The organism is Pedococcus ginsenosidimutans, assembly GCF_039544395.1.
In the GTDB taxonomy this organism is placed as follows: domain Bacteria; phylum Actinomycetota; class Actinomycetes; order Actinomycetales; family Dermatophilaceae; genus Pedococcus; species Pedococcus ginsenosidimutans.
On record NZ_BAABLO010000012.1, the window covers coordinates 333,416 to 348,003 of the forward strand.

At 70.9% G+C, this 14,588-nt stretch carries 12 protein-coding genes; 5 read left to right on the plus strand and 7 right to left on the minus strand.

Features of this window, described 5'->3' with window-relative positions; genetic code table 11:
* Positions 1-31: 31 nt before the first annotated feature.
* The 6 genes from ABEA42_RS16220 to ABEA42_RS16245 all read right to left on the minus strand — a co-directional run bounded on the left by ABEA42_RS16220 (position 32) and on the right by ABEA42_RS16245 (position 6,696).
* On the minus strand, positions 32-1,234 hold the full coding sequence (locus tag ABEA42_RS16220) for a nucleotide sugar dehydrogenase (RefSeq protein WP_345504914.1): 1,203 nt from the start codon (positions 1,232-1,234) through the stop codon (positions 32-34).
* The gene (gene whiA, locus ABEA42_RS16225) at positions 1,231-2,211 is read right to left on the minus strand and encodes a DNA-binding protein WhiA (RefSeq protein ID WP_056885240.1); all 981 of its coding nucleotides are present in this window, start codon (positions 2,209-2,211) and stop codon (positions 1,231-1,233) included. Before whiA ends, ABEA42_RS16220 begins: the two co-directional genes overlap by 4 nt.
* 93 nt (positions 2,212-2,304) lie before the next feature.
* Complete coding sequence (locus ABEA42_RS16230; RefSeq protein ID WP_345504915.1) at positions 2,305-3,240, minus strand: gluconeogenesis factor YvcK family protein; 936 nt, start codon at positions 3,238-3,240, stop codon at positions 2,305-2,307.
* A complete protein-coding gene (rapZ, locus tag ABEA42_RS16235; protein WP_345504916.1) occupies positions 3,237-4,148 on the minus strand; it encodes an RNase adapter RapZ in 912 nt (303 codons plus the stop codon). The genes ABEA42_RS16230 and rapZ overlap by 4 nt, the downstream gene beginning before the upstream one ends.
* Positions 4,145-6,127 carry an excinuclease ABC subunit UvrC gene (gene uvrC / locus ABEA42_RS16240; RefSeq protein WP_345504917.1) on the minus strand — a complete coding sequence of 661 codons (1,983 nt, stop codon included), beginning with the start codon at positions 6,125-6,127 and terminating at the stop codon, positions 4,145-4,147. Before uvrC ends, rapZ begins: the two co-directional genes overlap by 4 nt.
* Positions 6,128-6,240: 113 nt before the next feature.
* Positions 6,241-6,696, minus strand: coding sequence for a Rieske (2Fe-2S) protein (locus tag ABEA42_RS16245; RefSeq protein WP_345504918.1), 456 nt, complete (start codon positions 6,694-6,696; stop codon positions 6,241-6,243).
* A gap of 303 nt (positions 6,697-6,999) precedes the next feature.
* Between ABEA42_RS16245 and ABEA42_RS16250 the strand changes: the two genes are divergently transcribed.
* The 5 genes from ABEA42_RS16250 (at position 7,000) to ABEA42_RS16270 (ending at position 12,002) form a co-directional block, all read left to right on the plus strand.
* The gene (locus tag ABEA42_RS16250) at positions 7,000-8,139 is read left to right on the plus strand and encodes a branched-chain amino acid ABC transporter substrate-binding protein (protein WP_345504919.1); all 1,140 of its coding nucleotides are present in this window, start codon (positions 7,000-7,002) and stop codon (positions 8,137-8,139) included.
* Between the two features lie 115 nt (positions 8,140-8,254).
* Entirely contained in the window at positions 8,255-9,241 is a 987-nt protein-coding gene (locus tag ABEA42_RS16255; RefSeq protein ID WP_345504920.1) for a branched-chain amino acid ABC transporter permease, read from the plus strand.
* Positions 9,238-10,374 carry a branched-chain amino acid ABC transporter permease gene (locus ABEA42_RS16260; protein ID WP_345504921.1) on the plus strand — a complete coding sequence of 379 codons (1,137 nt, stop codon included), beginning with the start codon at positions 9,238-9,240 and terminating at the stop codon, positions 10,372-10,374. The genes ABEA42_RS16255 and ABEA42_RS16260 overlap by 4 nt, the downstream gene beginning before the upstream one ends.
* Positions 10,367-11,293 (plus strand): ABC transporter ATP-binding protein, encoded by a 927-nt coding sequence (locus ABEA42_RS16265; protein ID WP_425572099.1) that lies wholly within the window; start codon positions 10,367-10,369, stop codon positions 11,291-11,293. The genes ABEA42_RS16260 and ABEA42_RS16265 overlap by 8 nt, the downstream gene beginning before the upstream one ends.
* Positions 11,283-12,002: an ABC transporter ATP-binding protein gene (locus tag ABEA42_RS16270; protein WP_345505046.1), complete on the plus strand. Its 720-nt coding sequence runs from the start codon at positions 11,283-11,285 to the stop codon at positions 12,000-12,002. Before ABEA42_RS16265 ends, ABEA42_RS16270 begins: the two co-directional genes overlap by 11 nt.
* 147 nt (positions 12,003-12,149) lie before the next feature.
* Here the strand turns inward: ABEA42_RS16270 and ABEA42_RS16275 are convergent, their stop codons facing one another.
* Complete coding sequence (locus ABEA42_RS16275) at positions 12,150-14,501, minus strand: hypothetical protein (protein WP_345504922.1); 2,352 nt, start codon at positions 14,499-14,501, stop codon at positions 12,150-12,152.
* Positions 14,502-14,588: the final 87 nt, after the last annotated feature.

Here is a 14,588-nt window from a genome sequence, read left to right on the forward strand (position 1 = left end):
CCGGTGTACGGGCCGGTAACCGGCGGTCGGGTCAGGAGTCGCCGCCGTACAGGTCCCGCGTGTAGACCTTGTCCTCGACGTCACGCAGCTCCGCCACCATGCGGTTGGCCACGATGACGTCGGACTCGGCCTTGAACTGGGCGAGGTCGCGCACCACCCGCGAGCCGAAGAACCGCTCACCGGTCAGGCCGGGCTCGTAGACGACGACCTCGACGCCCTTGGCCTTGATCCGCTTCATGATCCCCTGCACGCTGCTGGACCGGTAGTTGTCCGACTCGGACTTCATGATGAGCCGGTGGATCCCCACCACCTTCGGTCCGCGGCGCAGGATGTCGGACGCGACGAAGTCCTTGCGCGTGGTGTTGGCGTTGACGATGCCCTCGATGAGGCTCTGGGGCACGTTCTGGTAGTTGGCCAGGAGCTGCTTGGTGTCCTTGGGGAGGCAGTAGCCGCCGTAGCCGAACGACGGGTTGTTGTAGTACTGCCCGATCCGGGGGTCGAGGCCCACGCCGTCGATGATCTGTCGTGAGTCGAGACCGTGGGTGGCGGCGAAGGTGTCGAGCTCGTTGAAGAACGCCACCCGCATCGCGAGGAACGTGTTGGCGAACAGCTTGATCGCCTCCGCCTCGGTGCTGTCGGTGAGCAGCACGGCCACGTCGTCGTCCTCGGCCGCCTCGAGCAGCAGGTCGGCGAACCGCTGGGCCCGCTCGCTGCGCTCCCCCACGACGATCCGCGACGGGTGCAGCAGGTCCCACAGGGCCTTGCCCTCGCGCAGGAACTCGGGGCTGAACACCACGGAGTCCAGCCCGAGGCGGCCCGACACCTCCTTGGTGAAGCCCACGGGCACGGTCGACTTCACGACCAAGGTTGCCGAGGGGTTGCGGCTCGAGGCGTCCTTGAGGACCGACTCGACGCTGGAGGTGTTGAAGTAGTTGGTGTCCGGGTCGTAGTCGGTGGGCGTCGCGACCACGACGAACTCCGCGTCGGCGTAGGCCTCGTCGGGGTCCGTGGTGAAGGCCAGGTCGAGGCCACCGGCCTCGAGGAACCGGCTGATGTCGGCGTCGTGGATAGGGCTCTGCCCACCCCGGAGGGTCTTGACCCGGGCCTCGTCGATGTCGAGGGCCACGACCCGGTGCCGCTGGGCCAGCAGCACGGCGATCGAGAGGCCGACGTAGCCGGTGCCGACGACCGCGACCCGCGTCGGGGCCGGTCCCTGCTGCGCGTCGGCGCTCACGCGTCGAGCATGTCGGGCGTCAGGTTGGCCTCGGTCCCGGGGATGCCGAGGTCCTGGGCCCGCTTGTCGGCCATCGCGAGCAGGCGCCGGATCCGGCCGGCCACGGCGTCCTTGGTCATCGGCGGCTGCGCCAGCTGGCCCAGCTCCTCGAGGGAGGCCTGCTTGTGCTGCAGGCGCAGCTCGCCCGCCTCCCGCAGGTGGTCGGGGATCTCCTCGCCGAGGATCTCCATGGCCCGGTGGACGCGGGCCCCGGCCGCCACCGCGGCGCGTGCCGACCGGCGCAGGTTGGCGTCGTCGAAGTTGGCGAGGCGGTTGGCCGTGGCGCGCACCTCGCGCCGCATCCGGCGCTCCTCCCAGGCGAGGACCGCCTCGTGGGCGCCGAGGCGGGTGAGCATGGCCCCGATGGCGTCGCCGTCACGGATGACCACGCGGTCGACGCCGCGCACCTCGCGGGCCTTGGCCTGGATACCCAGCCTGCGGGCGGCCCCGACGAGCGCGAGCGCCGCCTCAGGACCGGGGCAGGTCACCTCGAGGGCCGACGAGCGGCCGGGCTCGGTGAGGGAGCCGTGGGCGATGAAGGCACCACGCCAGGCGGCCTCGGCGTCGCAGGCCGAGGCGCTGACCACCTTTGGCGGCAGGCCGCGCACGGGACGTCCGCGGGAGTCGATGAGGCCGGTCTGGCGGGCCAGCGCCTCGCCGTCCTGCACCACGCGGACGACGTAGCGGCTGCCCTTGCGCAGGCCTCCCGCGGCGAGCACGAGCACCTCGCAGGGGTGGCCGTAGAGGTCGCCGATGTTCTTGCGCAGGCGGCGGGCGGCGTTGGCGGTGTCGAGCTCGGCCTCCACCACGATGCGGCCGCCCACGATGTGCAGGCCGCCGGCGAAGCGAAGGGTGGCCGCGACCTCGGACTTCCGGCAGCAGGGTTTGGTGACGTCGAGTCTGCTCAGCTCGTCCTTGACCCGCGCCGTCATCGCCATGCCGTCATCCTGCCATCTCGCCGTACCGGGCCGGTGCAGTTCCGACCGCCGCTTTCGTCCTGCCTGACCCGGGTGCCACCGCCCACCGGGGCGTCACCCGAAGAGGTCACGGTACGCCGCCGCGAGCCGCAGCGAGTCGTGGTGCCCCGGAGCGCCCCGCTGGGCGACGGGGGCGATGACCACCTCGGCGCCCAGGCGCCCCGCGGCAGCCCGCAGCTCGTCGACGTCGTCCACCGCGACCGGGTCGGCGAGGACCACGTCGAGGCGCATCCGCGGAGCGTGGTCGGCCAGGGCCTCGACCTGGCGGGCGCAGCTGAAGCCGGCGGTCTCCCCGGAGTGCTCGAGGTTGAGGGTGAGCAGCCGCCGGGCTGCCGTGTCGTGCAGGGCGTCGCGCAGCCCGGGGACCAGCAGGTGGGGCATCACCGAGGTGAACCACGACCCCGGGCCGAGGATGACCCAGTCGGCCGCGTTGACCGCCTCGATCGTCGCCGGCGCCGACGGCGGGTCGTGGGGCTCCAGGGCGATGCTGCGCACCTGCCCGGTGGTCGAGGCCACGGCCACCTGCCCGCGCAACGTCTGGACCCGGGACCTGTCCGCCGGGTCGAGCCCCTCCACCTGCGCCGTGATCTCGAGCGGGACCGCTGCCATGGGGAGCACCCGCCCGCGGGCGTTGAGCAGCCGGCCGACGAGGTCGAGGCCTGCCACGGGGTCGCGGTCGAGGTCCCAGAGGGCGGTGATGAGCAGGTTGCCCAGGGCGTGGCCGCCGAGGGGCCCGTCGCCGGGGAACCGGTGCTGGAGGACGTCGCGCCAGGTGTGGCCCCACTCCGTGTCGTCGCACAGCGCGGCCAGGGCCATCCGCAGGTCGCCCGGCGGCAGCACGTCGAACTCGTCGCGCAGCCGTCCCGAGGAACCGCCGTTGTCCGCCACCGTGACCACGGCGGTGATGTCGTCGCAGACGAGCTTCAGCGCCTCCAGCGAGGCGGCGAGGCCGTGACCGCCCCCCAGGGCGACGACCGCCGGACCCGTCACTCCTGCCCCAGGTCGCGGTGGACGACGAACGTCGCCACGTCGGCGGTGGCCAGGCGGGCGCGCAGGGCCTCGGCGACGGCCACGGACCGGTGCTTCCCGCCGGTGCACCCGACGGCGAGGGTCGCGTAGCGCCGGCCCTCGCGGACGTAGCCGGCGACGACCGGCTCCATGAGGGCGGCGACGCGCTCGACGAACTCGGGCGCCCCCTCCTGGCCGAGCACGAACTCCGACACCTGCGGGTCCTGGCCGGTGAAGCTGCGCAGCTCCGGGATCCAGAACGGGTTGGGCAGGAAGCGCATGTCGAAGACGAAGTCGGCGTCCAGCGGCACGCCGTACTTGAAGCCGAAGGACATCACCGCGATGCGCACCTTCGGCCCCACCCCCTCGCCCGCGAAGACGGGGTGGACCTTCTTGGCCAGCTGGTGGACGTTGAGCCCCGAGGTGTCGATGACGACGTCCGCGACGGAGCGCAGGTCGGCGAGCATGTCGCGCTCGCGGACGATGCCGTCGAGCAGGCGGCCCTCGCCCTGCAGGGGGTGCGGGCGCCGCACGGACTCGAAGCGACGGACCAGGGCCTCGTCGGTGGCGTCGAGGAACACGAGGTTGGGGTGCCAGTCGCGCAGCCGCAGCTCGTTGAGGGCGGTCTGCAGGTGGGCGAAGAACCCCCGGGCCCGCACGTCGACCACCGCGGCGATGCGGGGCAGGTGCGCCGACCGGCCGTCGCCGTTCGCGAGGTCGGCGAGCGAGACCAGCAGCTGGGGCGGGAGGTTGTCCACGACGTACCAGCCGGAGTCCTCCAGCACGTTAGCCGTCGTCGAGCGGCCGGCACCGCTCATGCCGGTGACGATCACCAGCTCCGGCCGCTCCCCCTGCTCGTGGTGCTCCGCGCTGTCCCCTGCGGTGTTCACTGCGCTGCCCCGTCCTCGTCGATGATCTCGCCGGTCATGAGGTTGACGGCCGGTGTGGCCGGTGCCTCGCTGGACAACTCTGCCGCAATCGTCGCCGCGAGCGCAGGGCCGATGCCCGAAACGGCCACCAGCTCCTCGACCGAGGCGGCCCGGACCTTCTTGACCGACCCGAAGTGGCGCAGCAGGGCCTTGCGCCGCGTCTCCCCCAGCCCGGGGATGCCGTCGAGCGCACTGGCCGTCATCGCCTTGGACCGGCGCTGGCGGTGGAAGGTGATGGCGAAGCGGTGGGCCTCGTCGCGGACCCGCTGGAGCAGGTAGAGCCCCTCGCTCGTGCGGGGCAGGATCACGGGGTGGTCCTGGCCGGGCACCCACACCTCCTCCAGCCGCTTGGCGAGCCCGACGACCGCGATGTCGTCGATGCCGAGCGAGGTCAGCGCGGCCTTCGCCGCGTTGACCTGTGGCAGGCCACCGTCGACGACGACGAGGTTGGGCGGGTAGGCGAACTTCTTCGGCTTACCGGTGTCGGGGTCGATGCGCTCCGGTCCGGCCTCGGGGTCGGGGCCGAGCTCCACGTCGGAGGACTGGTCACGCTCCTCGAGGTAGCGGCTGAACCGCCGCGTGAGGACCTCGTCCATGGCCGCGGTGTCGTCGACGTCCTCGCCGCGGATGACGAAGCGGCGGTACTCGGACTTGCGGGGCAGGCCGTCCTCGAAGACGACCATCGACCCGACGACCTGCGAGCCCTGGATGTGGCTGATGTCGTAGCACTCCACCCGTAGCGGCGCGTCGGCCAGGTCCAGGGTCTCCTGCAGCTCCTGCAACGCCTGGCTGCGCGCGGTGAGGTCACCGGCCCGGGCCAGCTTGTGGCGTGCGAGCGACTGCTTGGCGTTGCGGTGGACGGTCTCGAGGAGCGTGCGCTTGTCACCGCGCCGGGGCACGCGCAGGTCGACGTTCGACCCGCGCAGCGCGCCGAGCCACGCGGACACGGCCTCGGGGTCGTCGGGCAGCACGGGCACGAGGACCTCGCGCGGCACTCCCTCGCCGGACTCCCCGCCGTACACCTGCTGCAGGAGATGGCCGACGATCTCGGGGACGGACTCGGCGTCCATCTCCGCGACCCAGCCCCGCTGCCCGCGGACCCGGCCCCCGCGCACGTGGAAGACCTGGACGGCGACCTCGAGCCCGTCCTCCTCGAGGGCGAACACATCGGCGTCCGTGCCGTCTCCGAGGACGACCGCGGACTTCTCGAGCGCCTTTCCCAGGGCCACCAGGTCGTCGCGCAGGCGGGCCGCCTGCTCGAACTCCAGCTCCTGGGAGGCAGCGGCCATCTCGCGCTCGAGCCGCTTGACGAACCGCGTCGTGTTGCCGGCCATGAAGTCGCAGAAGTCGTCGGCGATGGCCCGGTGCTCCTCCGGGCTGACCCGGCCGACGCACGGCGCCGAGCACTTGTCGATGTAGCCGAGCAGGCACGGGCGCCCGACCTGGCCCGCCCGCTTGAAGACGCCCGAGGAGCAGGTGCGGACCGGGAACACGCGCAGCAGCAGGTCGAGGGTCTCGCGGATCGCCCAGGCGTGCGCGTAGGGGCCGAAGTACCGGGTGCCCTTGCGCTTGGCGCCCCGCATCACCTGGGCGCGGGGGAACTCGTCCCCCATGGTCACCGCGAGGTACGGGTAGGACTTGTCGTCGCGATACTTGACGTTGAAGCGGGGGTCGAACTCCTTGATCCAGGAGTACTCGAGCTGCAGCGCCTCCACCTCGGTGGACACCACGGTCCACTCGACGCTCGCCGCGGTCGTGACCATGGTGGCCGTCCGCGGGTGCAGGGCGGACAGGTCCTGGAAGTAGGACGACAGCCGAGGGCGCAGCGACTTCGCCTTGCCCACGTAGATGACCCGTCGGGCCGAGTCGCGGAACCGGTAGACGCCCGGGTCGACCGGGATCTCCCCCGGCGCTGGGCGGTAGGTCGACGGGTCAGCCACGGGTCCACTCTATGGATCGGCACCGACGCCTCCCTGTCGAGGGTGCGCCCGGCGGGGGCCCGCCGGGCGCACCCCGGCCGACGCCGTTGTCGGCCTCGGGGACGTGGAGGTCGTCAGGTGACGGTGATGCCGTCGCCGCTGATCGTGACCTTCTTCTCCGGCAGCGGCGAGGAGGCCGGGCCGTTCTTGACCGCACCCGTGGTGATGTCGAACTTGCTGCCGTGGCACGCGCAGTTGATGGTGCCGTTGGCGACCTCCGCGACGATGCACGACTGGTGCGTGCAGACCGCGCTGAACGCCTTGAACTCGCCGGAGGTCGGCTGGGTGACGACGACCTTCTGGTCGGCGAAGATCTTGCCCCCACCGACAGGCACGGTGGCCTTGGAGATCGCGTCCTTGACGGCGTTGGTCGCCGAGCTGGCGACGTCGCTCGCGGCCTGGCCGGCGTCGCCGCAGCCGGCGAGGGTGACGGCACCGACGGCGATGGTGCCCGCAGAGGCCAGGACGACCCGGCGGGAGGGGCCCTCGGGGGCTCGGTCTTCGGGGGCTCGGTCTTCGGTCTGGGTCATGGTGCGCCTTTCGGTGGGGGGCCGCGCGAGCGGTCTTCCGGTGCGGTGCGAGGGCCCGAGTATGCCGCCCGCACCCGGTAGGACGAACGGGGCCCGGCGAGAGTTCACCGGACCCTTTCGGCGGTCGCTGCCCGGGATGTGCCGTTTGGTGAGACGCGTGGTAACGACACGGTCACGCCTGAGACCAAGGTCCCCCCATTCCGCGCGGACGGAGTCATAGTCTCCACAACACCCCGTCCGGGGTGACCGTGGGTGCTGCTCACCGCCGCCTCCACGAGCACCAAAGTGACTTCAGGAGGAGTCTTGCGTTCCGTCTTCAAGATTGGCGCGCCCGTCGTGGCTGCTGCCCTCGCACTGAGTGCCTGTGGTGGCACCACCAACGACGCCGGCTCCGGCAGCGGCGGCAAGGCGTGTGACCTCAAGATCGGCTTCTTCGGTGCACTGACCGGAGACGCCGCCAACCTCGGCATCAACATCAAGAACGGCGCCGAGCTCGCCGTGACGCAGTACAACGAGAAGCACGCGGACTGCAAGGTCACGCTCACCTCGTTCGACAGCCAGGGCGACCCGTCCATCGCCCCCGGACTGGCCCAGAAGGCCGTCACCGACAAGAAGCTCGTCGGCATCGTCGGCCCCGCCTTCTCCGGTGAGTCCAAGGCCGCCGACCCGATCTTCGACAAGGCCGGCCTCAACATCATCACGGCCTCGGCCACCAACCCGGCGCTGTCCGAGAACGGCTGGAAGACCTTCCACCGCATCCTCGGCAACGACGCCACGCAGGGTCCGGCTGCCGCGAAGTACATCAAGGACATCCTCAAGGCCCAGAAGGTGTTCGTCTCCGACGACACCTCCGAGTACGGCAAGGGCCTGGCCGACATCGTCAAGAAGGACCTCGGCTCGGCCGTGGCCGGAAGCGACGAGACGGCTGCCGACGGCAAGCAGGACGACTTCTCCCCCACCGTCACCAAGGCCAAGGCGTCCGGTGCCACCGTGTTCTTCTACGGCGGCTACTACTCCAACGCCAGCAAGCTCGTGAAGCAGCTCAAGTCGGGCGGCTTCACCGGCACCTTCGTCGCCGCTGACGGCGTCAAGGACGACGGCTTCATCAAGGGCGCCGGCGCGGCTGCCGAGGGCGCGATCCTCACCTGCCCGTGCCTGCCCCCGGACAAGGCTGCCGACTTCTCGGCCGCCTACAAGAAGGCGTACAACTCCGACCCCGCGACGTACTCGGCCGAGGCCTACGACGCCGCGAACGTGTTCCTCGCCGGCATCGCCGCAGGCAAGACGTCCTCGGCGGACATGAACGCCTTCATCGCCTCCTACAGCGCGAAGGGCGTCACCAAGAACGTCAAGTTCGACGCCAAGGGCGAGCCCTCCGAGGTCTCCGTCTGGGCCTACAAGGTCACCGGCGGCAAGATCGTCCCGGACCAGGAAATCAAGTAGCACCACGCATAGCGGCCAGGGCTCTCTGCAACGAGGGTCCTGGCCGCTACCGTGTTCCCGTCCGGACCCGGACCCCAGGTGCTGACGCGCCGAGGTCCCCCAACACGGAGGTCTGATGGATCTTCTGCTCAACCACTTCTGGGAGTTCACGATCACCGGACTGGCCTTCGGGGCCGTCTACGCGCTGATCGCCCTCGGCTACACGCTGGTCTACGGCGTGCTCAGGCTCATCAACTTCGCCCACTCCGAGGTCTTCATGTGGGGCAGCTTCGCCGCCGTGTGGGTCCTCACCGCGCTCGGTGCGAGCAAGGCCAGTGGCCTCGGTGTCGTCGGGTTCCTCGTCATCGGCTTCGCCGCGGCCATGGTCACCTCGGCACTGGTCGCCCTCGGCCTGGAGTTCGTGGCCTACCGGCCGCTGCGCAAACGCAACTCCCCACCCCTCATCGCGCTCATCTCCGCCATCGGCGCCTCGTTCGTCCTCTCCGAGGCGATGGGCCTGCGTGACAAGCCCTTCAAGTGGTTCGGGCTGGACACCGACCTCGCCAGCTACGTGGGCCGCCCCCGAGAGGCGTCCCCGCTCCCGCTGAACATCGACACCGTCCGGCTGTTCCGCGTGTTCGACTACCGGGTCTCCAACATCGACCTCATCGTGCTCGGGTCGGCCATCGTCATGATGGTCATCCTCGACCAGTTCGTGAAGCGCTCCCGCCTCGGCCGTGGCATCCGCGCGGTCGCCCAGGACCCCGAGGCCGCGGCCCTCATGGGCGTCAACCGCGACCGCGTCATCCGCCTCACCTTCGTCATCGGCGGCGCCATGGCCGGTGCGGCGGCGATGATGTACCTGCTCAAGATCGGCGTCACGCGCTACAACGCGGGCTTCCTGCTCGGCGTCAAGGCGTTCACCGCGGCCGTGCTCGGCGGCATCGGCAACCTGCGCGGAGCGCTGCTGGGTGGGTTCGTCCTCGGCGTCGCCGAGAGCTACGGGTCGGCGATCTTCGGCTCGAACTGGAAGGACGTGGTGGCGTTCACCCTCCTCGTCGTCATCCTGCTGTTCCGACCCACCGGCCTGTTGGGTGAGTCCCTCGGAAAGGCCCGCGCATGAACGCCGTCTCCTCGTTCTTCCACGGCATCGGTGACCGCTTCCGGGCCCTGCCCCGCTGGGCCAAGATCGTGCTCGCCATCGCCGCGGCGGTCATCGTCTACCTGCTGCCGATCATCAACCCGCCGCTCATCACGACGACCGACTCCGACTTCGGCGCGGTCCTGTTCCTGTGTGCGCTGTACGCCCTGGTCGCCATCGGGCTCAACATCGTCATCGGCTACGCGGGGCTGCTCGACCTCGGCTACATCGGCTTCTTCGCCATCGGCGCCTTCACGGTCGGCATCCTGGGCTCCAACCACGCCAAGCTGCCGCTGCTGCTGTGCATCCCGATCGCCATGGTCGTCACGCTCGTGTCGGGCATCGTCCTGGGCGCCCCCACCCTGCGCGTCCGCGGCGACTACCTCGCGATCGTGACGCTCGGGTTCGGTGAGATCGTCCGCCTGATCCTGGTCAACGCCGACAGCCTGACCGGCGGCTCGCGAGGCATCTCCAACATCCCGACCCCGCCGGACCTCGACCTCTTCGGGATCCCCCACCTCGTGTGGGACGGCTTCGTCGCCAAGGTCGACCTGTCCAACCAGACCCGGTTCCTGCAGTTCGGCGTGACCGACTCGATCCCCTACTACTGGCTCGCACTGACCCTCGTGTTCATCGTGCTCTTCCTCGACTGGCGCATGCAGAACTCGCGCGTCGGCCGGGCCTGGGAGGCCACCCGTGAGGACGAGGACGCCGCCGAGCTCATGGGTGTGCCGACGTTCCGCTTCAAGCTGCTGGCGTTCGCGACCGGTGCGGCCATCGGTGGCCTCTCGGGTGCGCTCTTCGCCACCAAGCAGCAGTTCATCAACCCGGACAACTTCACCATCCTCTACTCCGTGCTCTTCGTGGCGATGGTCGTCGTCGGCGGACAGGGCAACCGCTGGGGTGTCGTGGTCGCTGCGGCCCTGCTCACCTGGGCGCCCGAGAAGTTCCGCTTCCTCGCCGACGCCCGCTTCCTGCTCTTCGGCCTCGCCCTCATGGCGCTGGCCATCTTCCGGCCACAGGGCCTGATGCCGCCGCGGAGGTCGGTGCGGGCCAAGAAGGCCGCCGAGCAAGAACCCGACCAGCTCGACGTGGAAGGAGCCGCTCGTGTCTGACACCGCCCCCACCCCGGACCAGCACGACAGCGCCAAGGAGACCAGGGGCACCCGGGTCGACGACGACACCGTGCTCGCCCCCGACACCGAGGCGACCCCCGACACGTCGGTGGACATCTCCGTCGACGAGGTCGCGGACCTGCCGAAGGGCAAGATGCTCGAGGTCGAGGACGTCACGCTGAGGTTCGGTGGTGTCACCGCGCTCGACGGCGTCTCGTTCCACATCAACACCGGCGAGATCCTCGGCCTCATCGGCCCCAACGGTGCCGGCAAGACCACCTGCTTCAACGTCATGACCGGCGTCTACCAGCCCACCTCGGGCGGGGTGCGGTTCATGGGCGAGCCCCTGGGCAAGCGCCAGAAGTTCCAGATCACCAAGCTGGGTATCGCGCGCACGTTCCAGAACATCCGGCTCTTCCACAACATGACGGCCCTCGAGAACGTGCTGGTGGGCGCCGACGCGCACCACTCGACCGGTATGTTCTCCGCCCTCCTGCGGCTCCCCAAGCACCACGCCGAGGAGTCCGAGGGCATGGACCGCGCCTACGAGCTGCTCAAGTTCATGGGGCTGGACAAGCGTGCCGACGAGCTCGCGCGCAACCTCCCGTACGGCGACCAGCGTCGCCTGGAGATCGCGCGTGCGCTGGCCACCAACCCCAAGCTGCTCTGCCTGGACGAGCCGGCCGCCGGCTTCAACCCGGCCGAGAAGGCGCGGCTGATGGAGCTCATCCAGTCGATCCGCGATCAGGGCTACACCGTGTTGCTGATCGAGCACGACATGAAGCTGGTCATGGGCGTGACGGACCGGATCGTGGTGCTGGAGTTCGGCAAGAAGATCGCCGAGGGCCTGCCCGCCGAGATCCAGGACAACCCTGCGGTCATCGCCGCCTACCTGGGAGTTGATGAAGATGCTTCTTGAGGTCGACGACCTCTGCGTCAACTACGGACGCATCGAGGCGATCCGCAACGTCTCGTTCACGGTCGGCGAGGGCGAGGTCGTCACGCTGATCGGTGCCAACGGCGCCGGGAAGACGACCACGATGAAGACGGTCTCCGGCCTGCGCCCGGTGCGCCAGGGCTCCATCCGCTTCGAGGGCCAGGACATCACCGCCGTCCCCGCCCACGAGCGGCCCGTGCTCGGGATCGCGCAGTCCCCCGAGGGCCGTGGGTGCTTCGTCGGCATGACGGTGCAGGAGAACCTCGACATGGGTGCCTACGCGCGCCCCGACCGCAGGTCGCCCAAGATCGGTGAGGACCGCGACCGGGTGTTCGGCCTCTTCCCCCGGCTGGCCGAGCGGCGTACGCAGGTCGCGGGCACCATGTCCGGCGGCGAGCAGCAGATGCTGGCCATCGGCCGGGCGCTGATGGCCAACCCGAAGCTGCTGCTGCTCGACGAGCCGTCGATGGGGCTGGCGCCCAAGCTCATCCAGCAGATCTTCGACATCATCACCGAGATCAACCAGCAGGGCACCACCGTGCTGCTCGTGGAGCAGAACGCGGCGCAGGCGCTCAAGCGCGCGCACCGCGCCTACATCCTCGAGACCGGTGAGATCGTGCGCGAGGGGTCCGGCGAGGAGCTGGCCAACGACCCCGCGGTCAAAGCCGCCTACCTCGGTGGCGACATCTGATCAGCCCCGTCTGAACCGGCACGTCTGAGCCGGCCTGAACCGGCACCTTCCCGCGGCCTGACGGGGTCGTGGGTCGCGAGAGGGGTGTGGTGCCACCTGGCGCCACACCCCTCTCGCACGCCGGGCCACGGCTCGCCCGACCTCCGGTCACTGCGGGACGACTGCCACCCCCTGGTGCAGCACGCCGTTCACGGTGGTGAAGTCCCCTCCCACCACCAGCCCCGCGGGCAGCGCGCTGACGCTCCAGACGCCCATGGGGCTGTCGAACGTCGGGGAGCCGCTGACGAGGGCACCTGTGGTGGACGTGAAGGCGGCGAAGCGTGGTCGGGCGAGCTTCGTCGCGCTGCCCGGGCTCGCGGCGCAGGAGCTGCCGTGGGTGCCGTAGTAGAACCGGCCCGCCACCTCGAACGCGCCCTGCATGCCGCCGTTGCACCAGGTGCGCCACAGCAGGCCGGTCGGCCGCGTGGGCGTGCTCAGGTTGTAGGCGTCCCACTGGTAGATGTTGTCCGGGCAGACGTCCCCGCCGTAGAGGCGCCGGTTGTCCGAGCTGAGGTACAGCCGTGTTACCCACGGGCCGGCGCCGGAGCAGCGGGCGACGCCGCCGAGCTGCCGGGGGTGGAGGGCTCCGGTGGTGCCGTAGACCACGGCGATGCCGGCCGGCATGGTGGTCCCGTTCACCGTGGTGAAGGGACCGCCCAGGTACACCCGTCCCGCATCGCTGCTGACGGCGATGGACTGGACCATGCCGCCCGACCTCAGCACCCCGGCGGGCCCGACGGTGTCGGCGTGGAACGTGCTCAGCGCCCCGCTCGAGCCCCAGAGCTTGGCGACGTGGCGTCGGGTCAGGCCGTTCACCGTGGTGAACTGGCCCCCGGCGAAGAGCCATCCCTGCGCGGTGGCGATCGACAGGACGTTGTCGTTGACGACCGGCTTGAACACGCCGTCGACGGAACCGGTGGAGGCGACGACCGACGCCAGGCGTGGGCGGCTGACCCCGCGGACGGTGAGGAAGGAGCCGGCCAGGAACAGGCGGGTGCGGTCGGTCGACAGGGCGAGGTCGAGGACCTCGTTGTCGGTGTCGGCGCTGAAGGTCGGGTCGAGCTGTCCCGTCGTGGCATCGAGCGCCGCGACTCCTCTGCGCACCTGCCCGTTGACGCTGGTGAACTCCCCGCCGAGGTAGACCCGGCCGCCGTCGGAGACGGCCAGCGTGTTGACCCGGTCCCCCGGCGTCGGGTTCCAGGCGGTGAGGGCGCCGCCGGCGGTGAGGAAGGCCGCTGCGTCGTGCCGGGTCGTGGCGCCGGACCGGCCGAAGCGTCCGCCCACGTACAGCACGCCGTCACGGACCTGCAGGACGGCGACCTCGGGCGAGCAGGGCGGGTTGCTGTGGGCGTAGCCGGTGGTGTGCCGGATGTTGCAGCCTGACAGGAGCGGGTTGAAGGCCGTCACCGCACCGTCCGCGCCGACGGCGGCGATGCGTGCACGGCTCACCGCGGACACCGTGCCGAAGGTGCCTCCCGCGTAGACCGTGCCGGTGTCGGGGTCGACGGCCAGCGCCCGCACCGTGCCGTCCGAGGCCGGGGCCCACGCGGTCGGGACGCCGCCGTCGGTGGTGAAGGCGGCGAGGCGGCTGCGCGCGACCTGGCCGCTGGGGCCGGACACCGAGGTGAAGGTGCCGCCGGCGTAGACCACCGACGCGTCCGGCGAGAGGGCGACCGCCTGGACGGCACCTCCGGCCGCCCCGGCGAAGAGCGGGTCGACGGACCCCGTCAGCGCGTCCAGCCGCACGAGGGCGGAGTGTGGCTGGTCGTCGACGGTGGTGAAGTCCCCTCCGGCGTACAGCGCACCACCGGCGCCGACCAGCGCCCGGACCGTGGCGTTGGTGGAGGCGCTCCAGGTCGTCACCACTGCGCCGAGTTCGGGGTCCACCGCGGCGAGGTGGGCTGCGGGCATGCCGGCCAGGCTGAGGAAGTCACCGCCGAGGACGATCCCGGCCGGGGTGGCGGCGATGGCCCGGACCTGGCTGCCGGGGCGCGGGTTCCAGGCCGTCACGAGGCCGTCCGCCGTGATCCGTGCGGCGCCGGGACGGTAGGCGGTGCCGACCCGCTTGAACCGGCCCGCGACGTACCAACCGCCCGAACCATCGGGGACGGTCACGTCCACCGGCCCGTCGATGACCGGCCAGGCGGCGCGCACCCCCGTCGCGGTGTCGACCGGGACGCCGTACCCCGTCGTGGGGCCGACGTAGTCGAAGCCGCCGGCGAGGTAGACCCGGTTGCCGGAGACGAGGGTGTCACTGACCCGCCCGTTCGTGCCCCACCACGACGCAGGGTCCGCCGTGGTGGTGGTGGTGGTGGTGGTGGTGGTGGTGGTGACGGTCGTGGTGGCGGCGGTGGTCGTGGTGGCGGCGGGGACGACCGAGGCCGGCGCGGGGGTGGCGGTGGCCCACACCGAGGCGAGCGCGACCGCGGACGCGGTGAGCACAGCGGGCCAGGGGCGCACGACCAGCCTCCTCGGGAGGGAACGCGCCGCTGTCGCGGCGTCCTCCCCCATGAGACGCCCGTATCCCTGTGCCCGGATCGTCCGGCA

Coding starts and splice junctions, on each gene's coding strand:
- whiA (WP_056885240.1), bottom strand. CDS start 2,211: ATGGCGATGACGGCGCGGGTCAAGGACGAGCTGAGCAGACTCGACGTC.
- ABEA42_RS16245 (WP_345504918.1), bottom strand. CDS start 6,696: ATGACCCAGACCGAAGACCGAGCCCCCGAAGACCGAGCCCCCGAGGGC.
- ABEA42_RS16255 (WP_345504920.1), top strand. CDS start 8,255: ATGGATCTTCTGCTCAACCACTTCTGGGAGTTCACGATCACCGGACTG.
- ABEA42_RS16260 (WP_345504921.1), top strand. CDS start 9,238: ATGAACGCCGTCTCCTCGTTCTTCCACGGCATCGGTGACCGCTTCCGG.
- ABEA42_RS16270 (WP_345505046.1), top strand. CDS start 11,283: ATGCTTCTTGAGGTCGACGACCTCTGCGTCAACTACGGACGCATCGAG.